Here is a 21866-nt window from a genome sequence, read left to right as displayed (position 1 = left end):
CGGGCTGCGAGTTGTCAGGCAGAAATCGACGACGTCAGCATATCCATGGTGTGCCGGATCAGCTGCTCGGCCGGAAACGCCGGGTTACCCTCGCCCATTTCCGACTGGCAGAGCAGGATCACCCCGTGCAGGGCCCCGCGCAGGTACAGTGCGGTCTGAACGGGGTCGTTGATCCGGTCGCGGTTCATGGTGCCGTCCCGTAGCCCCAGTTCGATGGCCCCCACCATCAGCTCCATCAGGTCTGATTTGGAGCACAACATTTCCTCTGCCTGACTTTCGTCTGCCTCTGCCATGGCGGTGGACGCCTTGGTCAAAGCCGAGAAGTAATCCGGTTCCTCCAGATAGAAGCGATAATAGGATTCTCCCATCGCCCGGATCTGGCTCAGCCCGTTATCCGCGGTCTGTCTTGCCTCTTCAAATCGACGGAACAGGCTATGGCCCGCCCTGAGCATAATGCCCCTCTGTATCGCAGCCTTGTCCTTGAAGTACACGTACAGCAAGGCCCGGCTAAGGCTGGCGGTACGGGCGATGTCGTCCATGGACGTGCGTTCGTAGCCCTTTTCCGAGAACACCAGTTCGGCGGCGTCCAGGATGGTGTCGTAACGGGCCTGTTTCTCACGCTCGCGACGGGTTTTCAGCGGTTCGCTCATTCAATCATCCGGTAAGTTGGCAACAGCACGCATAGGATACCTGAAATCGAATCAAACCCGATTATTGACAAAATGTCAAAGAATGACATGATGTCTAAATCAATCATCGGGTTTCTCCAGGGACAGGACCCCGCCAACTACACAAGCAAGGATGAAAGGAAGAGTCATGACACCACTTCGAATCCCCGTTGCCATCGTTTCTCTTGCGGTTTTTTCACTGTTTCTGTCGGGCTGTAAAGCCAGTGACGTAGCCCCGGAGTCCGGGCAGCAGAAGGTTTCAGTGCGTGTGTCTGAAGTTTCCGGCGGCGAGAGCCAGGATATGCCGCTGCGGTTTTCCGGAATTGTTCGTGCTACCCTGCGAGCGACACTGACCTTCCAGGTCAGTGGCACCCTCAAGGAGCAGGCGGTGGAGCTCGGTCAGAAGGTGCAGGCCGGTGATCTGCTCGCCCGGGTCTACAATCCTGGCCTGGAGCCGGCCCGGGATTCTGCCAGGGCCCGCCTGGAAGAGTTGAGAACCCAGTATCAGCAGGCTCAGCGGGAGTGGGAGCGCTCCAGCCGATTGCACGAGCGCGGTGTGGTGTCCGAACAGACGCTGGAGCAGCTCGCAGCTCGGCGGGACTCCCTGGAGGCGAGCGTCGCAACGGCGCGGGCGTCCCTGGCGGAGGCAACCCAGCTGCTCGAGGAAAGTACACTTCGGGCGCCCTTTTCCGGACGGGTTGAAGCCCTGCTGGTGGAGCGGGACGAATTCGTGGCGGCCGGACAGCCGGTGATGCGGCTTTCCTCGCCCGAGGGCCGTGAGGTAGAGGTGCGGGTACCGGCGTATCTGCTGGATCATGTCGAGCTGGAGCAAACCTTGCCTGTCTGGTCCGTCCAGGACCGCAGCCGCCCGCCACAATCCGGTTCGGTGGTCGAGATTGCCCAGGCCAGCGCCATTCGCGGCGAGCTGCATCCGGTTCTGGTGAGCCTGCCGGTAAACACCCTGGAGCCCGGCCAGCCGGTAGAAGTGGGCATCACGCCTGTTCGGGAATCTGCCATCACAGTGCCCCTGCTGTCGGTGATCCGCAACGCCGAGGGCGTCAGTGTGTTCCGGGTCCGGGATAATGTGGCCTCCCGTGTTGCGGTGGAAGTCGACCGGGTCGTGGGCGAGCGGGTGGTGGTTACCTCTGGCGATTTGTCCCCGGGTGACCTGGTGGTTTATGCCGGCATGACACGGCTGGCGGACGGTGATGCCGTGGAGGTGCGCTGATGACCCGCCGGCTTCTGAACTGCCAGCGTCTGCTGGGCATGGTGGTGACCATGCTCTGCCTGTTGGGTATCGCGGCTTACAGCACCATGCCACGCCAGGAAGACCCGTCGTTTCCCTACCGGGCCGGCCTGATCAGCATCAACTATCCGGGTGCCAGCGCCGAGGCCGTTGAACGGCTCGTACTCAGGCCCCTGGTGGATGAACTTCGGCAGGTGGAGGAGGTGGATTATACCCAGTCCACCGCCCGTACCGGCGTTGCCATCGTGCGCCTGCGCCTGAATGACGACATCTACGACACCGACCCCGCCTGGGACCGAGTGCGCCAGGCCATGGAGCGCGCGAAGCAGGACTTCCCGGACGATGTGGGCCGGATGGTACTTGATGACCGTCTAATCGATATTCCTGCCATCGTCATGGCCGTAGGTGGCTCGCCCTCGGTAACGGAACTATCCGACCTTGCTGAACGGTTGAAGCAGAACCTCTCGGATTTGCCGGGGGTTTCCCGGATTGAGCTGGAAGGCGATGCAGACGAGCAGATTACCCTGGCACTGGACGATGCCGCGCTCTTCCGGCTTGGTATCTCACCGGCGCGGGTGCTGGACACGCTGGCGCGGCGAAACCAGACCATTCCCGGCGGCTTCGTGGTGGTCAATGGCCGCCGCCTGTCGGTCCTTCCCAACAGCGAGTTTGCCGATATTGACGCCATCCGCGCCACGCCCATTGAACTTCCGGATGGCTCACAGGTGCCCCTGGCCGCGGCAGCGGATGTCTGGCGTGGACCAGTAGAACCCAGACAGCCGGAAACCTGGTACGACGGCGAACGGGTGGTGCTGGTCTCCATCATTATGGAAGAGGGCACCACCGATGCGATCCGCTTTGGTCAGCGGGTGCGCGAACGCATGGAGCAGATTCGCGGAGACTTTGAACCCTACGAGATCCGGGAGATGTTCTTCCAGCCGGACAAGGTGCAGGAACGGCTCGATAACCTGGCCTGGAGCCTGGTGCTTTCAGTGCTGATCATCGTGGCGGTGGTCTTTACCGGCATGGGCATTCGTATGGGGCTGCTGGTCGCGTCCATTCTGCCCATGGTTGCCCTGATCAGTGTCGGGCTCTATGACCTCGGTGGGGGCGTGCTGCATCAGATCGCCGTCATTGGCATGGTGATCTCATTGGGCATCCTGATCGACAACGCCATCGTGATCGTCGAAAACATCCAGGGGCACCTGGATGAGGGCATGCGGCGGCTGGATGCCCTGCGCCAGGCCGTCAGCGAGCTGGCCGGCCCGCTGGGTGCCTCAACGGGAACGACACTGGCGGCCTTCGCACCCCTGCTTCTGGCCAAGGGCGGTGCTGCGGATTTCACCCGTGGCGTGCCGGTTATGATCATGCTGACACTGTCCGTCAGCTATCTGTTGGCTATCTCCGCCGTTCCCTTGCTGGCGGCCAGATTCCTGAAGCCCCGCCGCAAGGCGGGCCAGGACCGATTGATCGGAGTAGCCCGTTTTCTGGGTGGCCTGGTATCCCGTTACCCCGGACGGCTGATTACCGCCGGCGCCATACTTGTGGGCATCAGCCTTGCGATGACCCCCTTCATGGCCCAGCAGTTCTTTCCGAATGCCGATCGCCCGAGGGTGATTGTCGAAGTCTACATGCCCGAAGGCACCGACCAGGCCCGCACGGCTGAGGCCACGGAAAGTCTGGAGCGAATTATCCGTTCACAGCCGGACGCCCTGAAGGTCCACCGGTTCGTAGGCTTCACCGGACCTTCATTTTATTACAACCTGCAGCGCGCCCCCCAGGCACCGAACCGGGCACGGCTGGTGGTTACCACACCCACACTGGAAGACACTACCGGCATGATCCGCTGGATTCGCGCGCACGTGAAAGACCAGATGCCGGAACTGGATGTGACCGTGGGTATCCTCGGGCAGGGGCCGCCCAGGGCTGCGCCGGTGGAAATCCGTGTCTACCATGCCAATGATGGTGCCCGGATCGAAGCGGTGGAGCGGATCTTCAGCATTCTGAGAGGCGTTGAGGGCACGGTTGATGTCCGCCATGACCTGGATATTGGCGTTCCGAGTATTGCCATCAACGTCGACGATGCCACGGCGGCCCGCTACGGCCTGACCCGGGCCGATGTGGCCCAGAGCCTCTATGGCCAGAGCTTTGGTGTGGTGGCTGAGCGCTATCGCCAGGAAGAGGATCCCATCCCCTTGGTGCTGCGTTCCCGCGAGGGCACGGCCCTGTCGCTTTCACGGTTGCTGTCAGTGAATATCTACAACGACCGGGGGGACGCCGTACCGCTCTCAGCAGTAGCGACAGTGGATACCACCTGGGAACCGGCGGCTCGATACCTGCGTGATGGCGTAAGAATGAACACCGTCACGGCTAATCTCGAAACCGGTTACAGCTTCAGCCAGGCTCTGGACGGCCTTTACGCAGGGCTTGAGAGAAACCCGTTACCGCCGGGTACCCGCATGGCCATGGGCGGCGATGCTGAGGGCTCCGGTGAAGCCAATACCGCATTGCTCACCGCAGCCCCCATCGGGATGCTTTTGCTGCTGTTCTTCCTGCTGCTGCAGTTCAACTCCTTCCGCCGGGTCGGCATTATCCTTCTGACGGTGCCGCTGGCTACCGTCGGTATTTTCCCCGGATTGGTGCTGTCCGGCTCACCCTTCGGTTTCCAGTCTCTGCTTGGCGTGATCGCCCTCGTGGGAATCGTGGTGAACAACGCCATCGTTCTGCTGGACGTGATGGATCGGGAACTGGAGAAAGGAAGAGACATCCGCGACGCCATGCGCAACGCGGTAGAGCAGCGCACCCGCCCGATCCTGCTGACCACAGCAACCACCGTGGCCGGCCTGCTGCCATTGGCATTCTCAAGCTCCACGCTCTGGCCACCCATGGCCTGGGCCATCATCTCCGGCCTGCTGGCCTCAACGGTGCTCACGCTGCTGGTCATCCCGGCTGTCTGCACCCAGTTGATCAAAGCCAGCGTGCCGGAACCCGAAAACGCCCCGGCCTGATCAGCCGGAACGAGGGTCAGATGAAACTTTCATCTGACCCCGTTTCTGGCCGGATCATCAGCCCGATTCGATGGCCCACCGGAACCTCCGGATTGGGGAACACAATCGCCTCTGGTGAATGCCCCACCCGGTAACTGGTCTCGTCGTCCTCCCAGATGACTGTGCCGGGCTGATACTCGGTGAAATTGGCGACATCGTCCGGAATGTGGAACCGGAAGTTCTTCCCGGTGTTCAGAATCTCATGCACCACCTCGAACACCGTCAGGTGATCAAACGGCGGCTGCGGCGCAGGTGAGGGTAGCCCCCGGAACCGCCGTCGCAAGGCATCCTGGATGCCGGAAAAGCGCCCCAGATCATTCTGACCAAACGGCCGAACCTTACCCAACTCCATGGTAAAACTCTCGGCCTTCAACAGCGACGAGGAAAACGACGAAAACGTGGTGCCCGCCTTGTGCTGCAGCAGAAGCGTCTCCACCTCCGCCTCCAGCAGAAAATCACGCTGGTCGACCGGAACCGTCCGGCCCTCAACAAACGGATACAGTGCAAACCGCTCCCGGTGTGACGGCCGAATGGCCGTGTGCAGGTCGTAGTGATAGAGCGCCTGGGGATTGGCCATGGCAAACTGCCGGCAAGCCTCCTCAAGCTCCTGCGCCCGCGCAGCCTCGGCCAGCCCCTCATACTCGTTCCGACTATGCGCGCCATCGAACAGCCGATTGAGGTTCACTTCCAGAAAGCGCTTCCCTGCGACCATCGCGGGGGGATTACCCAGAATCAGCAAGACCGGGCAAGCCAGCTCCCATTCGCCCTCAATCAGTTCGGAAACCAGTCCGTTAAGAACCTCAATGGGCGCTGTTTCGTTCCCGTGAACACCTGCGGAAACGATGATGGCCTCGGCATTCGGGTTGCTTCGGCCAGCCGGGGGAACAATGTCCAGAACACCCACGGCCTTGCGGCTGATTCGGGTACCGTCGGGGAGAAAGGTCTTGATTTCTGGGAGTGATGCGGCTGGGTTGTCCAGGGCGTGGGAAAGCCAGTCACAATTCGTTCCGAACAGATCTTGTTTTGCCGACATAGAAGCCCCGAACCAGGTTTGGGGGCGGGCAGGGTATTGCCTCCCGGGAATGTCTGAAGCCATGGATGGCTTCAGTCAAGCGCACATGGATGTGCTCGTAGCGTTTCCCGGGAGGCAATACCCTGCCTGCCCGGGCACTGAAGTATGATGTTCCGCGGGCTCAGCCGTTCACCGGCCGCTGATGCTTCAGAAGATGAGTTTCGAGTTTGCGGAAAGCAAAAACCAGTATAAACGTGAGCGCCATATAGCAAAGTGCCACAAAGATAAACGCATCAAACGGCGCATAAAACCGGGAGTAAATATTACGGGCTGCTCCCGTCAGATCCACAATGGTTACTACACTCGCAATCGCACTGGCGTGCAGCATGAAGATCACCTCGTTGGAGTAGGCCTGCACCGCCCGCCGCGCTGCACTTGGCAGCACAATCCGCCGCATCCGCATAAACCAGTTCATGCCATAGGCTTTGGCTGCTTCAATTTCACCGTTGGGTGTAGATATGATCGCACCGCGGATAATCTCCGTGGTATAGGCCGCCGTGTTCAGTGTGAAAGCCAGCAGTGCCGGGTAGAAAGGCTCCCGGAAAATCTCCCACCAGAAGGTCTCCTGGATGCCCTCAATCTGGGCCAGCCCGTAATAGATGATGTAAAGCTGGATCAGCAATGGTGTGCCGCGGAACAGATAGGTGTAAAGCCACACCGGGCCGGAGACGAAGGGGTTGCGAACCGTCCGGAGGATGGCCAGCGGAACCGCCACCAGCAAACCGATAACCAGGGACAGAAACACCAGATGCACGGTGGTCACCATGCCATCCCAGTATTCCATGATGGTCATGGCGGTAAAGATTTCGTTCTGGTTCAGCCACTCGGCAATGAAATCAGGCATCCGTTAACCCCCCTGAACCACGCCGACATTGGCCCGTTTATCGAGCCACTTGATGAACAGCTCAGACCCCGCCGTAAGGGCCAGATAGACAAATGCCACCGGAATGAAAAAGTGGAACGGCATGCGCTCCGCCTTGGCGGCTTCCTCCGCCACACGAACCATGTCGGTCAGGCCAATGATCGAAACCAGGGCGGTGGTCTTCAGCAGAACCTGCCAGTTGTTGCCCAGACCGGGCAGGGCATGGCGCAGCATCTGCGGCAGCATGATTCTGCGGAAGGTATGAAAACGGGTAAAACCATAGGCCCGGGCAGCCTCAATCTGGCCGGTTTCAACAGCCAGGAACGCGCCCCGGAAAGTTTCGGTCATATAGGCGCCGAAAATCAGCCCGATCGTTACAACGCCGGAGATAAACGGGTCGAACTGAAAGAAAAAGTCGATCTCGTAAGTTTCCCAGATGTAATCCGAGAGCATATTCACTGCAACCTGGCCGCCATAGTAGAACAACAGCATCATGACCAGATCGGGCACGCCACGAATCAGAGTGGTGTAGGTGGTCGCGATACCTTTGGCAACCCGGCTTTGCGACAGTTTGGCAGACGCGCCAATCAGTCCCAGGGCAACCGAGAGAGCAAGAGACAGGAAGGCCAGTTCAATGGTGACTATTGCCCCATCCATCAGGGCCGGGCCATAGCCTTTCAGATCAAGCATGGGAAAGTCCGGTAAGCAGGGGCGGCCCCAACGGGCCACCCCTCGGCAGATTTACATCTTGATGTCGTAAGCGAAGTACTTCTGCATGATGGTGTCGTAGGTACCATCTTCCTTCAGGGTGCGAAGGGCAGCGTTCACTTCTTCGGCAAGCTCGGTATCGCGCTGGCGCATGGCAACACCCACGCCCTGACCCAGCTTGACCGGCTCACCGACTTCCTTGAAGCCTTCCTTGGTGAGGACGGTCTGCTCGCCAACCGGATAGTCTACGAACACAACGTCCAGACGCTGGCCTTCGAGGTCCAGAACCATGTCATCGGCGGTGGTGTAACGCTTGATGTTGACAATGCCACCCATGTTTTCGGTGACGTAGGTGTCCATGGTGGTGCCGCGCTGAACGCCGACGGTCTTGCCTTCCATCGCATCCATGTCGGTGACGTCGCTGTTGAAGCTCTCAGGGCCGAACCAGCCACCCGGGGTGTTGTAATACGGCTCGGAGAACAGAACCCGCTCTGCGCGCTCCGGCGTGATGGACATGGACGACATGGTCAGATCGAATTTACGTGCCAGCAGGCCCGGGATCATGCCGTCCCATGACTGAATAACGAATTCGCAGTCAGCGTTCATTTCTTCACACATGGCTTCGGCCAGTTCCACTTCGAAACCGGTCAGCTCGCCGTTCTCGTCTTTGTACTCAAACGGCTCGTAGGGCACGTCGAATGCAATGCGGAGGCTACGTTCCTGGGCCTGTGCACCGCCTGCAATCAGGGCGAGGGCGCAGCTTGCTGCAACAATCAGTTTTTTCATGTGTCACTTCTCCAGTGGTTTGCCTTTTGGGCTTTATTTTTAATGGAATTTTTGATTCCAGCTTTTATTTCTTCACCGGCTCAAGATAGCACCGCGTGTCAGAACTTGGGCGCCAGGAACTGTTTCATGCGTTCCGAGTCCGGGTTATCAAACACTTTCCGCGGTGTACCCTGTTCCTCAATCACGCCCTGATGCAAGAACAGGACCTGACTCGACACATCCCTTGCAAACGCCATCTCGTGGGTGACCACGATCATGGTGCGGCCTTCCTCGGCGAGGCTTTGCATAACTTTGAGCACTTCACCCACCAGCTCAGGATCGAGAGCCGACGTGGGCTCATCAAACAGCATGACTTCCGGCTCCATGGCGAGGGCCCGGGCAATGGCGGCCCGCTGCTGCTGACCGCCCGACATCTGGGCCGGATAGTAATCCTTGCGTTCGTAGATGCCCACCTTGTTCAGGTAGGCCTCGGCACGCTCAATCGCTTCCTTCTTGGGCACCTTGAGCACGTGGATGGGCGCTTCAATGATGTTTTCGAGCACGGTCATGTGAGACCAGAGGTTGAAGCTCTGGAACACCATGGAAAGTTTTGCCCGGATCAGTTCAACCTGCTTGTTATCCGCACGAATGCGTTCGCCTTTCCGGTTGGTGGTGAACCGTATCGGGTCGCCGTGCACGATAATGTCGCCGGATGTGGGCGTTTCCAGCAGGTTAATGCAACGCAGGAAGGTACTCTTTCCGGAGCCGGAGCTGCCGATCAGGGAAACCACGTCGCCTTTGCGGGTCTCCAGTGAAATACCCTTGAGTACTTCAAGCTTATCAAAGGTCTTGTGAATGTCCCTGCAGATCAAAGGCGCTTGGTCCGCCATGGGTGACTCCTGGGGCTGTAATTCAAAGGCGCATGTTTTACGGACTGTGGATACGGAAATCAATCCCTTAAAGAGAGCGTTTTACCGAATTTCACCGCCGTTCGCTGCATGACATTGTGGTCGAATGATTGTTCAATGCAAGCTTTTTGCCATGCTAGGCTTCTGCCCGCAAATGATCATTCGCTTTGTCCTGTTCAATGGGCAGCCTGATCAGTTTGCCTCCGTCTTTCTCCATGTCTCTCATGGCCTCACTGACAAACCGTACGTGGGCCATCGCCACCTTCTGGGCGTTGGCCGGCTTGCCAGCGATGACGGCCTCATACAGCTGCCGGTGCTGGCGGACGATTTTCTTCCGCATTTCTTCTCTCGGGTTCAGGTTGGCAACCGAGGCCTGAACGGTCAACAACATCATGTTTTTCAGGCTGTTGAGCACATGCACCAGTACCGGATTATGGGATGCCTCGACAATCGCAAGATGGAAACCATGGTCGAGACGGGCGTTACGAAGCGGGTCGGTATCCTCAAGCGCCCGGAACGCCTTCGTGATGCGATGCCGGTCGAGGCGGGTTGCCCGCAGGGCAGCGAGATAGGCGGCCTGGCCTTCCAGTTGTTCGCGTACTTCCAGAAGGTCGAAAAGTGTGCGGGGATGTCCCTCGAAAAGATGCATCAGCGGACTCTGTTCTCCCAGCTCGCTCGCGCCGGGCACCATGCTGGCCACAAACGACCCCTTGCCGTGGCGGGTCTCAATAACGCCGCGGCCCTGAAGCTCATGCAGGGCTTCCCGGATCACTGCGCGGGAAACACCCAGCCGGGTCGCCAGTTGGCGCTCGGACGGTATCTTCTGCTCCGGAGCCAGCCCGCCGTCGAGAATAAGGCGTTCCAGCCGATATGAGATTTCCTGGGAGATTGCCATTTGGGGGCCTGTTTATGCTCTCTGGTCTGACCAGTGAATGCTTCTGATTGTAGGTGTTTCCGTTCTCAGCTGATGTGCGTCCGAGCCCGTTAAATATGGCCGATTCAGAGTATTTCGTCCATTTTTAATACTTCAAAAACTGGTCAGACCAGTGCTCACCGAACTGGACTAAACCCGGATTGGCTACGAATATCATTCTAATGTCGGCCTGCGCCGGCGTTGCCATAGACGCTGATAAAAACAAAGCCAACGGAGACGTTTCGATGAATTCGAAGAATAACATCCGAAATAGCTGTGACACTGGCGAGACCCCACCTCGCAGAAGTTTCCTCAAGACAATCGCCATGGGCGCCACTCTGGCAGGCGCAATGCTCATGGGCGCAGGTCAGGTCCAAGCTGCTACCACGTGGAAAATCCAGTCGACCTGGGACGCGGGTACGGTGGGCTACACGCTCTTCGAGGAGTGGTGTAAGAGTATTGAGGCCAAGTCCGGCGGAGAGCTCAAGTTCCAGTGCTTCCCGGCCAAGGCGGTTGCTGCCGACAACAACGCGCTGTTTGACGCTGTTCGTAACGGCGTGCTGCAGGGTATGAACCCGTTCACCCTGTACTGGGCGGGCAAGATCCCTGCCTCTGTGTTCCTGTCTTCCTACCCAGCGGGTCCGGATCAGCCCCATCAGTGGGACACCATGTTCTACTCCATGGGTATGCTCGAGAAGACCCGGGAAATCTACAAGAAGTTCGGCCTGTTCTACGTTGGCCCGATCCAGCACGATGCCAACATCATCCATTCCAAGCAGCCGGTAAACAGTCTTGACGACCTGAAAGGTATGAAGATCCGCGTACCCGGAGGCATGGTTGCCGAGGTTTTCCAGCAGTTTGGCGTGTCCACGGTCAGTCTGCCGGGCTCGGATATTTTCCCGGCTCTCGAAAAAGGCACCATTGACGCGGCGGACTTTGTAGGTCCTGCGGTCAACTACGAGCTGGGCTTCTCCCAGGTTACTGACTACATCATCTTTGGACCTCCCGGCGTGATGTCTATCTACCAGCCGGTGGACCTGATGGATCTGACCGTCAGTCTGCGTGCCTGGAACTCTATCTCGCCTGAGCTTCAGCAGCTGGTTGAGGACGAGGTTCGGATCTACTCCCAGAAGCACTACCTGGCCATCCAGGCGCGCAACATCGAGGCGATGGAGAAGTTCAAGGCGGATGGCGACACGGTTACCCGCCTGAGCCAGGAAGATCTGGAAACCTGGCGTAAAGCTGCGATCCCCATCTGGTTCAACTGGGCCAACAAGAATGATGACGCGCGCGCCATCCTGGATATCCAGCTGAAGTACATGATGAATGACACGGTTGGCTACATAACCGAAGAAGACATCAAGGGCTTCTGAGTTCCAAAGCTCAAATAAAAAACGACACACGAGGAAGGCAGGGTTAGCCGACTAAGGATTAGCCCTCCCTTCCTCGCTCTTTGATCTGGGTGGTAACAACATGTCTGATCTGAGTTCCTTTGGCTTTGTTTTGCCGCACTGGTTCTACTGGGGCTGGCTTGCGGTAATGCCATTGCTCATGATGGCTTGGGATAAGTGGAGCAGTAAGCACGGCGGAGATGACGCCGAGCCCGAGAAAACGGTTTCCGAGCTGCAGTCTGAAGAAGATGATCCTCTTGCTCACTTTGAGTACGAGGGTAACTGGTTTACGAAAATCGTTGACTGGATGTGCGAGAAGTCAGGTCTTTTCGTTGCGTTCTGGACCATCAACGCCGTGCTTTTCTATTTCTTTGAAGTGGTGATGCGATACATCTTTAACATGCCAACGATCTGGGTGCATGAGGCCAGCTTCCTGATCTTCGGTATGCAGTACATCCTTGCCGGTGCCTTTGCGCTGTTGCACGGAGCGCACGTTCGGGTAGACGTCGTCTACAACTTCCTGCCGGTTCGCGGGCGCGTGGGCATGGATATTTTCACCTCCATGTTCTTCTTCATATTTGCAGCCGTTCTGGCCACCACATCCTGGACCTTCTTCCAGGACTCCCTGATGATGCAAGAGACCACTGTCGAGACCTGGGGTATCCAGTATTACCCCGTGAAAGGCGTGATGTTTGTGGGCGCAATCCTGTTGCTGCTCGCCGGCTTTTCGAAGCTGCTTAAAGACATCGTACTGTTCATCCGTCTCGGTCAGGAGCGCACATCATGAGTACAACAACTGCAGCGCCCAGCAGCGGCATGGCCGGAAAACTGGGTACATGGTTAATGATCATCGCCACCGTGGGTCTGGCGTTTGTCATCTGTGTTGAACTGATCAACATTCTCTTTTATGACCCATGGAGTGATGACAAATTCCTCTTCAAGCTCTCGGGTAGCTTGTCCGGCGTCGAAATCGGGCCGTTGACCTACCTGATGTTTGGATCTCTGGCTGTCGCCCTGATGATGGGGCTGCCGCTTGCTTTCGTGACCGGTGGTCTTGGTGTCATGTTCATCTACCTGGTGGGTGACGCCATGATGTTGAACATTGTCCCCGGCCGGATCTTCCCGTTGATGGCAAACCCCGACATTGCTGCGATCCCTCTGTTCATCTTCATGGCGTCGATGCTTGAACGCGCGGGCCTGATCGAAGAAATGTTCAGCGTGGTTTACAAGTGGATGGGCGGCATCAGTGGCGGCCTTGCTGCTGCAACCATTGTCGCCTCTACGATTCTGGCTGCGATGGTCGGTGTTATCGGTGCCGCCGTTGTCACCATGGGCATTATCGCACTGCCGGCCATGTTGAAACGTCATTACGACCACAAGATTGCCATCGGCTCCATCATGGCGGGTGGAACCCTGGGTATCCTCATTCCGCCTTCGATTCTGGCCATTCTGTATGCCGTTGTTGCACAGCAGTCTGTGGGCGAGCTTTATCTGGGCTCTCTGTTGCCCGGTCTGATGCTCTCCGGTCTGTACCTGACTTATGTTCTGGTGCGCAGCTGGCTGAATCCGAAGCTGGGCCCGCCCATTCCGGTGGAAGACCGGATCAGTCTGAAAGAAAAGCTCAAGCTTCTGGGCAACCTGATTGCACCCCTTGCACTGGTTGGTCTGGTTCTGGGCCTGCTTTTCGGTGGTATTGCCACGCCGGTTGAAGCGGCTGGTATCGGTTCGTTCGGTGCCATTATCGTTGCGATGATGCACAAGAAGTTCTCGATTGCCGGCCTTCGCGAAGCCTCCGTGACCACGGCCAAGGCGTCTGCCATGGTTCTGTGGATCATGTTCGGTGCATCGGTATTCGTCGGTTTCTACATCCTCCAGGGTGGTCAGCAGTTTGTCACCGACGCCATACTTGGAACCGGCATGTCGGCGTACGGGATCCTGCTCCTGCTGATGGTCTTGCTGGTGGTTCTGGGTATGTTCCTTGACTGGGTTGGTATCCTGCTGCTGGCAGTGCCCATCTTCATTCCGATTGTGAAGGCGCTGGAATTCCCTGGCTTGTTCGGCTTCCCGCCGGTAGCCGGTGACGACGTGGTGCTCTGGTTCGGTGTGTTGTACCTGGTGAACATGCAGATGTCTTTCCTGAGTCCGCCGTTTGGTTACGCACTGTTTTACATCCGCGGCGTTTGTCCTCCGGAAATCTCCATGGGTACCATCTTCAAGTCTTCCCTGGTGTTCCTGGCGATTCAGGCGTTCGGACTGTTCATGTGTGTCCTGATCCCCGGCATCGTAACCTGGCTGCCAGGGCTGGTTTACGGTTAATCAAATCAAGGAGTAAAGCTTTATGTTGACGATCAAACGACTGGACCTTGCCGAGGCGCGCATCCTCATTGAGGGCGCGGCTGAAAAGGCCCGTGAAATCGGTGTGCCCATGTGCATCGCTGTGGTGGACGAATCCGGCAATCTGGTGGCCTTCGAGCGCATGGACGGCGGCAAGATCACCAGTGTGACCATTGCCCAGGACAAGGCCTTCACGGCGGCTGCGGCCAAGAAAGCCACCCATGACTACAACAAGGTGAACGTGCCCGGCAGTCTCGCTTTCGGTATCCACACCGAAGTTGGCGGGCGCATCAGCTCTGTTGGCGGTGGTCTGCCGGTGATCGTCGACGGCGAAGTGGTGGGTGGTATCGGAATCAGTTCCGGTACCCCCCAGCAGGATATGGACTGTGCCCAGGCCGGTCTTGACCACTTTGAAACAAAACGCGGTTGATGACTGTCACACTGACGTAATTCGAACCCAGAGAGTGCTATGACTACCAAGCCGAAAGTCAGCAAAGCCGAGCTGGCGGAGCAGTTCCGGGCGTTTATCGACCCGGACTACGTCATCACCGATGACGAAACCATGAAGCCCTACGAATGCGACGGCATGTCGATGTATTGCGAAATGCCGTTGCTGGTGGTGCTGCCGGAAACCGTTGAACAGGTGCAGCGGGTGATGCGCATCTGTAACGAGAACGCGGTACCTGTGGTGGCCCGTGGAGCCGGAACGGGACTCAGTGCCGGTGCCATGCCCAACAAGGAGGGCGTGGTACTGTCGCTGGCCAAGTTCAATCGCATCGTGGAGATTGATCCGCTGGCCCGAACGGCAAGACTGCAGCCCGGGGTGCGAAACCTCGCCATCAGCGAAGAAGCGGCCCAGTACGGTCTGTATTACGGGCCAGATCCTTCCTCGCAGATCGCCTGCACCATTGGCGGTAACGTGGCCGAGAACTCGGGCGGCGTGCATTGCCTCAAGTACGGTCTGACCGTTCACAACATCCTGAGCGTGGAAATGGTCACCGCCGAGGGTGATGTCGTGACCGTGGGCAGTGATGGTCTGGACGGCTGTGGGATGGACCTGCTTGCGCTGATGACCGGCTCCGAGGGGCTGCTGGGTGTGGTGACGGAAGTCAAAGTGAAGCTGTTGCCGAAACCCGAAGTAGCCCAGGTTGTCATGGCCGGGTTTGATGACGTGCAGAAAGGTGGTGACGCCGTGGGCGGGATTATCTCCCACGGCATTATCCCTGGTGGCCTTGAAATGATGGATGGCCACGCCATCATCGCAGCGGATGACTTCGCCCAGGCCGGCTACCCGCGGGACGCCAAGGCGTTGTTGCTCTGTGAAGTGGACGGCACCGAGGAGGAAGTTCACGAACACATTGCCCAGGCCGAAGAAGTCTTCCGAAAGCTGGGTGCCACTTCGGTTCGGACCTCTCAGAGCGAGGAAGAGCGAGCCCTGCTGTGGAAAGGCCGTAAGTCTGCGTTCCCGGCCGTGGGCCGGATTTCACCGGACTACTACTGCATGGACGGTACCATTCCCCGTCGTGAGATCGCCTATGTTCTGACGGAAATGGAGAAGATGTCCGAGGAGTTTGGTCTGCGCGTCGCCAACGTGTTCCATGCCGGCGATGGCAACCTGCACCCGCTGATCCTGTTTGATGCGAATGTGCCCGGCGAATTCGAGCGCACGGAGGCCTTCGGTTCACGCATCCTGGAAATGTGTGTGGAGGTAGGTGGCTGCATTACCGGTGAACACGGCGTTGGCGTTGAAAAGATTCGCCAGATGGCAGTGCAGTTCAACGATGAGGAGCTCCAGCAGTTCCACGACGTAAAGGCCGCGTTTGATCCCGCCGGTATCCTGAACCCGGGCAAGGGCGTACCGGCCCTTCGGTTCTGCCAGGAATACCGCTCCCTTGAGCACAAACAACACACGCACGAACATACGGAAGCCGCCCATGGCTGATATTTCCCAACAGTTGAAGGAGCAGGTGCTCCAGGCCCGGGACAGCGGGCACAAACTCAATATTGTCGGCGGTGGCACCAAGGCCTTTATGGGCCGGGAAGCCGACACCGATGCCGGAACCCTCAACGTGGGCGAGCATACCGGTATCGTTGACTATCACCCGGTGGAGCTTGTTTTGACCGTCCGTGCCGGTACGCCGCTGAGCGAAATCGAGGCGACTCTGGCTGAAGAAGGTCAGTGCCTGCATTTTGAGCCACCCCATTTTGGTGCCGCCTCCACCATCGGCGGCACCCTGGCCTGTAACCTTTCCGGTCCGGGACGCCCCTGGGCCGGCTCGGTGCGTGACCAGGTGCTGGGTATCCGGCTGCTCAATGGCAAGGGCGAACATCTTCGCTTTGGTGGTCAGGTCATGAAAAACGTGGCCGGCTATGACGTATCACGTCTTCAGGCCGGTGCCCTGGGAACTCTGGGCGTAATCACTGAAATCAGCATGAAAGTGATGCCGAAACCGGCCGCTTCCCTGACCCTGGTTCAGGAAATGGGCATGGACGAGGTGGTTCACTATATGAACAGCCGGGCGGCCGAGCCCAAGCCCATCACCGCCGCCTGCTGGGTGGACGGCAAGGTTTACCTGCGCCTGGCCGGTGCGAAATCCGGTGTGGAAGCCACCGCTGAAAAGTGGTCCGGCGAAGTGATGGAAGAGGGCGACCACTTCTGGCGACAGGTGCAGGATATGCGTCACGAATTTTTTGCCGGTAACGACGTGCCTTTATGGCGCTTCTCCGTTGGTTCGACCGCTGCCACACCGAAACTGGAAGGTAACTGGTTTATCGACTGGGCCGGTTCCCAGCGCTGGTTCCGTGGCGCCGGTGAGCTGAAAGATCTGGAGCCTGCGGCCCGAGCTGCCGGTGGCCAGGTCAGCCTGTTCCGTGGTGGCGATCGCACCGGTGAGGTGATGCATCGCCAGCCGGAGGCCCTGAAGGGCATTCAGCGCCGCATCAAGAATGCCTTTGATCCGGACAATATCTTCAATCCCGGACGTTTATACAGCTGGTTGTAATTATGCAGACGAATCTGGTTCAACAATTTGCTAACACCAAGGAAGGCCAGGAAGCCGAGTCGATCCTGAGGGCCTGTGTGCATTGTGGCTTTTGCACCGCGACCTGCCCGACCTATCAGGAACTGAACGACGAGCGTGATGGTCCTCGTGGCCGGATCTACCTGATGAAGATGTTCCTGGAAGGGGCGGAAGTTACCGAGAAAACCCGCGAGCACCTGGACCGCTGCCTGACTTGCCGCAGCTGTGAGACCACCTGTCCGTCCGGTGTCCAGTATGGGCGTCTGGTGGACATCAGCCGCGGTCTGATGGAAAAGGAGATGCCCAGGGAGCCGAAAGACAAGTGGCTGCGCTGGGCCCTGGCGCGGGTGATTCCCAACCGCCAGTTGTTCGGTGTTCTGCTTCGTCTGGGGCAGGTTTTCCGCCCGGTATTACCGGAAAAACTGCGCACCAAGGTGCCGCCCAGAAAGCAGGCCAGCCCCTGGCCTGCAGCCAGTCACAGCCGTATTGTGCTGGCACTGGCCGGTTGCGTGCAGCCTTCGGCCACTCCGAATACCAATGCAGCCGCCGCCCGGGTTCTGGATCGGCTCGGCATTACCATGGTGGAAGCCCCGGAGGCTGGCTGCTGTGGTGCCGTGAATTATCACCTTTCCGAGCACGAGAAAGGCCTGGAAAGAATGCGCCAGAACATTGATGCCTGGTGGCCCGCTATCGAGGCGGGTGCTGAGGCAATCATCATGACGGCTTCCGGTTGCGGGGCGATGGTTCAGGATTACGGTCATCTGTTGAAGGACGATCCGGTCTATGCCGCCAAGGCCCAGAAGGTGAGCGAACTGTGCACCGATCTCGGCGCCTTTTTGCTGAAACAGGATCTGGAAAAGCTCAAGGTCCGGCAGGACCCGGGCAAGGTGGCATTCCATTGTCCCTGCACCCTGCAGCACGCAATGAAGCAGAACGGTGTGGTGGAGCAGGTGCTGACACGGGCGGGTGTTAACCTGGCTGCGACCAAGGACAAGCACCTTTGCTGTGGGTCTGCGGGCACCTATTCGGTGACCCAGCCGGAGATGAGCCAGAAGCTGCTTGGTAACAAACTGAAGGCTTTGACCGTCGACAATCCGGACCGCATCGTGACCGCCAATATCGGTTGCCAGATGCACCTGGAAACCAAGTCGCCGGTGCCGGTGCAGCACTGGATCGAGCTTCTCGACCAGTAAAACCGAAATCGGGGTCGGATGAGGTGTTCATCTGGCCCCTAGCCTATCTGCCCCCAAGCCCGGGGCTTTTTTCGCTATACTGCCCCACCAAATTACCGAACCACAGGGAGTGGAACCGTATGCCAAGGATGATGGCTGGTCTTGTTTTGTCTTTATTTCTCACTTCAGCAGTCAGTGCCGAGGTATACACCTGGATAGACAGCCGGGGCGTAGCGCATTTTTCCGATTACCCGCCGGGAGAAATTCCCCATAAGCAGCTTGACGTGCAGGCGCCTGTCACGGTGCCGATGTCCGAGAATCTCGGGCAAGGCAAACGCGTGTCAGGAATCCGCAAAGAGGTTGAAGGCCTGCTTGCCTCCGGTCGCCCGACGGGCTCCGGAGCAACGGCAAAAGAAAAGGCCGATGCCGAGCTGGAGAAGACCTGCGCAACCTATAGAAGCAAACTGGAGCGGATCCAGTCTAAACTGCGGGCGGGCTATAGCAACGACCGGGGGAACAGTCTCCGGCAGCAGCGCAGGACGCTCAGCCAAAAGCTGAGCCGCGAGTGCATCCTGCGCTGATTCAGGCTGATATCAGGCGCGCTTGAAGCTGGCCAGGGCGACAGCGGCGGTCACAAACAGGCCGCCAAATACGCGGTTCATCTGCCGCTGGCGCCGGGCTGTGGTCATAAACCGGAACAGCTGGCTTGCCAGCAGGGCGTAGCCGAGCATTACCAGGCAATCCACCAGAATCAGTGTGATGCCCATGGTGAGCAACTGCGGGCCATGGGGTGCGCCTGCTACCAGAAACTGTGGAAACAGGGCCACCAGAAAGACCGTGGCCTTGGGGTTGGTGAGGTTCACGAACACGGCATTCCAGAACCGCTTGTACCCGCTAACGGGCTGACGGTCATCGTCCATGGATTCCATCACAGGCTCTCGCCATTTAGAAATGCCCAGCCAGATCAGGTAGGCAACACCCAGCCATTTGATAACCGACAGGGCGATGTTGGAGGACGCGATGATGGCGCCGAGGCCGGCACCCACCAGCAGAATCTGGATGCCAAAACCAAGCTGCAGCCCCATGATTGCCGGCAGCGATCGGCGAACGCCGTAACGCATACCATTACTCATGGTATTGATCGCCCCTGCACCCGGGGACACACTGATCAGAACGGCTGCAACAAGGAAGGTCAGCCAGGCTGCAAGTGACATGATTTACGCTCCCGAAAAAGCCAACAGATACACGGTATAAGCCACGAAGGCAAGTAGCAGGGCGCTCCCTTCAAACCGGTTGACACGTCCGGGCCCGCGGAAGCCATAGCACATGGCAAACAGAACCAGGGTGAGGGCAGCCATTACCGGGAAGTCACGGGTGAGCACTTCTGGCGCCACCGGCATGGGGGCAATCAGTCCTGCAATCCCCACGACGGCAAGGGTGTTAAACAGGTTGGAACCCAGAATGTTGCCCAGGGCCAGATCATGCTCTCCTTTGCGGGCGGCAATGATGGATGAGGCAAGTTCCGGAAGTGATGTACCAACGGCCACGATGGTCAGGCCGATAACCAGATCGCTGATGCCAAAGGTGGTCGCCAGATCAACCGCACCCCACACCAGTATGCGGGAGCTGATAATCAACAGCAGCAGTCCGACCACCAGCCATAAAATGGCTTTGCGCACTGGCATTGCGTTCACTTCTTCGGTCATCTCTGTAGCGAGAGCATCGTCTGGTTGCCGAAGGCCCTGGTAGATGCTCCAGCCAATCAGTACAACGAAAGCCAGCATCAGACCGATGGCATCCATCCGGCTCAGATCTCCGTCCCACAGTTGCCAGCCGGCAAAGGCGGTGACCAGAATGAGAATGGGTAGCTCCTTTCGCATGACCTGGGAGTGAACGGCGATCGGCGCCAGCAGGGCTGTGATGCCCAGAATCAACGCAATGTTGGTGATATTTGAGCCATAGGCGTTGCCCAGAGCCAGACCGGGATTACCCTGCGAGGCCGCCAGTGCAGACACGGCCATCTCTGGCGCAGACGTGCCGAAACCCACCACAACCATACCGATGAGCAGTGGTGGCGTACCGAAGTGGCTGGCTGTGGTAGCCGAGCCTTCCACAAATTTGTCCGCACTCCACACCAGCAGAATCAGGCCTGCAATGATCGCCCCAATGGCCATCAGCATTTCAATCACTCCTTGTCATCAATTGCCGTCTCGGCAGCGCAAGGATTAATGGTGCCACAGGTTCCGGCAATAGGTACAAATGCGCTTCGACCATAAAACCGATCCCGCTGTAATTGATTTCAATCAACCCTCGTATGGCCGCAGCAATGTTAGTTTGGTTAAACATTGATCAGGAAAGGAGTTGATGACATGGCAAATGGAAATCAAAGCATCGTAGTCGCGTGTGACGGTTCGGAGCATTCATCACACGCCGCCAAAATGGCAGCAGAGTTTGCCAAAGCGACGAGCCAGCCACTCAAACTGCTTGCCGTCTTCCCCGGTACCAAGCTCGAGAGACTGATCGTAAGTGGCATACCGCAGAGTGACATTGACGAACAAGCCAGCGAATACGGACGCAAGGCATTTGATGCCGCGAAGCAGGCGGTAAGCGGGATTGTTGAGCCGGCGGAAGAAGTCCTGCTAAAGGGTGATCCGGCCAAGGAAATCGTCGAGTACCTCGATGAACATCCCGGCTCCCATATGTTTCTGGGGCGCCGCGGCGACTCTACGTTGAGAAGCCTCACTCTTGGCAGTGTGAGCGAGAAGGTCGTCAGGCATGCCCATCGTCCGGTGACGGTGGTTAGTGAGTAACCGGCAAAACTTGGTAGACTCTCCAAAGCCCGCATGAAGCGGGCTTTTCCATTCCTGATCCTCAATGCCCTCCATGTTTTGCCACAATTCATGCGAAAAACAACCGAGATAGCTCTGTGCCAGAGACCTTATGCTGACCGGGTGAATTCAACGAAACGAGGTGGCTATGAAGACTGCAGAGTTGATTGAGAAGTGGCTTGATAAGTGCGACCTGGCGAGACTGGCCCAGGAGCGCTACGAAGAAGATCCGAGCCCCACCAATTACTCGGAACTGAAAAGGGCCATGTGTGAACGACGGCTGATGGAAGAGCGCATTGATCCCAGGGCTAGCAATGCCCAAAGAATCTCAGCGTGAGTCGGCTTTCTCGGGCCTCAGAAACAACAAAACCCGCACGAGGCGGGTTTTGTCTGAATTCTTAATGGTGCCCGGAGGCGGAATCGAACCACCGACACGGGGATTTTCAATCCCCTGCTCTACCAACTGAGCTATCCGGGCTTTGCGTTACACCTTGCAAGGTGTCTCGGCAACGGGGCGCTATTAAACCGGTTTAGATGTTTTGAGTCAAGGCTAGGCCGGAAAAATTTCTGAATCTTTTCAGGCATGCTCAGGCTTTGATCAATCCGGGGTTATTGTTCCGGTGGAACGTAGCCCTCGGCCTTGTCGAACGGTTCGTTGTTGAAAAAATGTTCCATCTGCGCCTGCAGGTACTTGCGGGTGTTGGGGTCCATCAGGCTCAGGTGTTTTTCGTTGATCAGCATGGTCTGCTGGGCCTGCCATTCTTCCCAGGCCTGCTTCGAGATGTTCTCGAAAATGTCCTGGCCCTTGGCGCCGGGCATGGGCGGGAAGTCCAGGCCTTCCAGTTCTTTCTGGTATTTGCGGCAGAAAACAGTACGGCTCATGATGGCTCCTGTTGGCAAATGTTGCTGGCGGTGATGATAACAGATCGTTG

The 21866-nt window shown here is 58.0% G+C and carries 22 protein-coding genes and 1 tRNA gene; 12 read left to right on the top strand and 11 right to left on the bottom strand.

From position 1 onward, the window contains the following. Nucleotides 1-14: 14 nt before the first annotated feature. Nucleotides 15-650: a TetR/AcrR family transcriptional regulator gene (locus AC5JQH_RS06410; protein ID WP_008169253.1), complete on the bottom strand. Its 636-nt coding sequence runs from the start codon at nt 648-650 to the stop codon at nt 15-17. Between the two features lie 166 nt (nt 651-816). Here AC5JQH_RS06410 and AC5JQH_RS06405 point away from each other — a divergent pair, with 166 nt between their 5' ends. Beyond that, nucleotides 817-1896, top strand: coding sequence for an efflux RND transporter periplasmic adaptor subunit (locus tag AC5JQH_RS06405; protein ID WP_493805405.1), 1080 nt, complete (start codon nt 817-819; stop codon nt 1894-1896). Continuing rightward, nucleotides 1896-4922, top strand: a complete 3027-nt coding sequence (locus tag AC5JQH_RS06400) for an efflux RND transporter permease subunit (protein WP_493805404.1) — start codon at nt 1896-1898, stop codon at nt 4920-4922. The genes AC5JQH_RS06405 and AC5JQH_RS06400 overlap by 1 nt, the downstream gene beginning before the upstream one ends. A 16-nt stretch (nt 4923-4938) precedes the next feature. On the opposite strand, the gene astE is transcribed toward AC5JQH_RS06400, so the two are convergent. The 6 genes from astE to AC5JQH_RS06370 all read right to left on the bottom strand — a co-directional run bounded on the left by astE (nt 4939) and on the right by AC5JQH_RS06370 (nt 10171). Further along, nucleotides 4939-5994, bottom strand: coding sequence for a succinylglutamate desuccinylase (astE, locus tag AC5JQH_RS06395; RefSeq protein WP_092033305.1), 1056 nt, complete (start codon nt 5992-5994; stop codon nt 4939-4941). Nucleotides 5995-6154: 160 nt separating this feature from the next. Beyond that, nucleotides 6155-6877 (bottom strand): ABC transporter permease, encoded by a 723-nt coding sequence (locus tag AC5JQH_RS06390; RefSeq protein WP_008169264.1) that lies wholly within the window; start codon nt 6875-6877, stop codon nt 6155-6157. 3 nt (nt 6878-6880) lie between these two features. Beyond that, nucleotides 6881-7585 (bottom strand): ABC transporter permease, encoded by a 705-nt coding sequence (locus tag AC5JQH_RS06385; RefSeq protein ID WP_053113019.1) that lies wholly within the window; start codon nt 7583-7585, stop codon nt 6881-6883. 51 nt (nt 7586-7636) lie between these two features. After that, nucleotides 7637-8389 carry a transporter substrate-binding domain-containing protein gene (locus tag AC5JQH_RS06380; RefSeq protein ID WP_493805403.1) on the bottom strand — a complete coding sequence of 251 codons (753 nt, stop codon included), beginning with the start codon at nt 8387-8389 and terminating at the stop codon, nt 7637-7639. A gap of 98 nt (nt 8390-8487) precedes the next feature. Continuing rightward, nucleotides 8488-9258 (bottom strand): ABC transporter ATP-binding protein, encoded by a 771-nt coding sequence (locus AC5JQH_RS06375; protein WP_493805402.1) that lies wholly within the window; start codon nt 9256-9258, stop codon nt 8488-8490. A gap of 154 nt (nt 9259-9412) precedes the next feature. Beyond that, a complete protein-coding gene (locus AC5JQH_RS06370) occupies nt 9413-10171 on the bottom strand; it encodes an FCD domain-containing protein (protein ID WP_008169272.1) in 759 nt (252 codons plus the stop codon). 344 nt (nt 10172-10515) lie between these two features. Here AC5JQH_RS06370 and dctP point away from each other — a divergent pair, with 344 nt between their 5' ends. The 8 genes from dctP (at nt 10516) to AC5JQH_RS06330 (ending at nt 18687) form a co-directional block, all read left to right on the top strand. Continuing rightward, nucleotides 10516-11562, top strand: coding sequence for a TRAP transporter substrate-binding protein DctP (gene dctP, locus AC5JQH_RS06365; RefSeq protein ID WP_008169277.1), 1047 nt, complete (start codon nt 10516-10518; stop codon nt 11560-11562). Nucleotides 11563-11662: 100 nt separating this feature from the next. Beyond that, on the top strand, nt 11663-12367 hold the full coding sequence (locus tag AC5JQH_RS06360; RefSeq protein WP_008169278.1) for a TRAP transporter small permease subunit: 705 nt from the start codon (nt 11663-11665) through the stop codon (nt 12365-12367). After that, on the top strand, nt 12364-13896 hold the full coding sequence (locus AC5JQH_RS06355; RefSeq protein ID WP_008169280.1) for a TRAP transporter large permease: 1533 nt from the start codon (nt 12364-12366) through the stop codon (nt 13894-13896). The genes AC5JQH_RS06360 and AC5JQH_RS06355 overlap by 4 nt, the downstream gene beginning before the upstream one ends. Nucleotides 13897-13918: 22 nt before the next feature. After that, the gene (locus AC5JQH_RS06350) at nt 13919-14344 is read left to right on the top strand and encodes a GlcG/HbpS family heme-binding protein (RefSeq protein WP_008169282.1); all 426 of its coding nucleotides are present in this window, start codon (nt 13919-13921) and stop codon (nt 14342-14344) included. A 39-nt stretch (nt 14345-14383) separates the two neighbouring features. Beyond that, nucleotides 14384-15856 carry an FAD-linked oxidase C-terminal domain-containing protein gene (locus AC5JQH_RS06345; RefSeq protein WP_008169283.1) on the top strand — a complete coding sequence of 491 codons (1473 nt, stop codon included), beginning with the start codon at nt 14384-14386 and terminating at the stop codon, nt 15854-15856. After that, nucleotides 15849-16916 carry a glycolate oxidase subunit GlcE gene (glcE, locus tag AC5JQH_RS06340; RefSeq protein WP_273070029.1) on the top strand — a complete coding sequence of 356 codons (1068 nt, stop codon included), beginning with the start codon at nt 15849-15851 and terminating at the stop codon, nt 16914-16916. The genes AC5JQH_RS06345 and glcE overlap by 8 nt, the downstream gene beginning before the upstream one ends. Before the next feature lie 2 nt (nt 16917-16918). Then, nucleotides 16919-18127, top strand: coding sequence for a glycolate oxidase subunit GlcF (gene glcF, locus AC5JQH_RS06335; RefSeq protein WP_008169287.1), 1209 nt, complete (start codon nt 16919-16921; stop codon nt 18125-18127). A 119-nt stretch (nt 18128-18246) separates the two neighbouring features. Then, nucleotides 18247-18687, top strand: coding sequence for a DUF4124 domain-containing protein (locus AC5JQH_RS06330; RefSeq protein WP_008169290.1), 441 nt, complete (start codon nt 18247-18249; stop codon nt 18685-18687). Between the two features lie 12 nt (nt 18688-18699). On the opposite strand, the gene rhtB is transcribed toward AC5JQH_RS06330, so the two are convergent. Both rhtB and AC5JQH_RS06320 read right to left on the bottom strand, forming a co-directional pair. Next, nucleotides 18700-19320, bottom strand: coding sequence for a homoserine/homoserine lactone efflux protein (rhtB, locus tag AC5JQH_RS06325; RefSeq protein ID WP_008169293.1), 621 nt, complete (start codon nt 19318-19320; stop codon nt 18700-18702). Nucleotides 19321-19323: 3 nt separating this feature from the next. Then, nucleotides 19324-20286, bottom strand: coding sequence for a calcium/sodium antiporter (locus AC5JQH_RS06320; protein WP_008169295.1), 963 nt, complete (start codon nt 20284-20286; stop codon nt 19324-19326). A 189-nt stretch (nt 20287-20475) separates the two neighbouring features. Here AC5JQH_RS06320 and AC5JQH_RS06315 point away from each other — a divergent pair, with 189 nt between their 5' ends. Together AC5JQH_RS06315 and AC5JQH_RS06310 are read left to right on the top strand one after the other, a co-directional pair. After that, complete coding sequence (locus tag AC5JQH_RS06315; protein WP_053113016.1) at nt 20476-20916, top strand: universal stress protein; 441 nt, start codon at nt 20476-20478, stop codon at nt 20914-20916. 166 nt (nt 20917-21082) lie between these two features. Continuing rightward, on the top strand, nt 21083-21271 hold the full coding sequence (locus AC5JQH_RS06310; RefSeq protein WP_092033308.1) for a hypothetical protein: 189 nt from the start codon (nt 21083-21085) through the stop codon (nt 21269-21271). A 65-nt stretch (nt 21272-21336) separates the two neighbouring features. On the opposite strand, the gene AC5JQH_RS06305 is transcribed toward AC5JQH_RS06310, so the two are convergent. Together AC5JQH_RS06305 and AC5JQH_RS06300 are read right to left on the bottom strand one after the other, a co-directional pair. Then, nucleotides 21337-21412, bottom strand: a tRNA-Phe gene (locus AC5JQH_RS06305). Between the two features lie 131 nt (nt 21413-21543). Then, on the bottom strand, nt 21544-21816 hold the full coding sequence (locus tag AC5JQH_RS06300; RefSeq protein ID WP_008169302.1) for an oxidative damage protection protein: 273 nt from the start codon (nt 21814-21816) through the stop codon (nt 21544-21546). Between the last annotated feature and the right edge of the window lie 50 nt (nt 21817-21866).

It is taken from the genome of Marinobacter sp. H13, from assembly GCF_059072335.1.
Note: the sequence above shows the minus strand (reverse complement) of the source record. Positions and strands in the feature narration are given on the sequence as shown.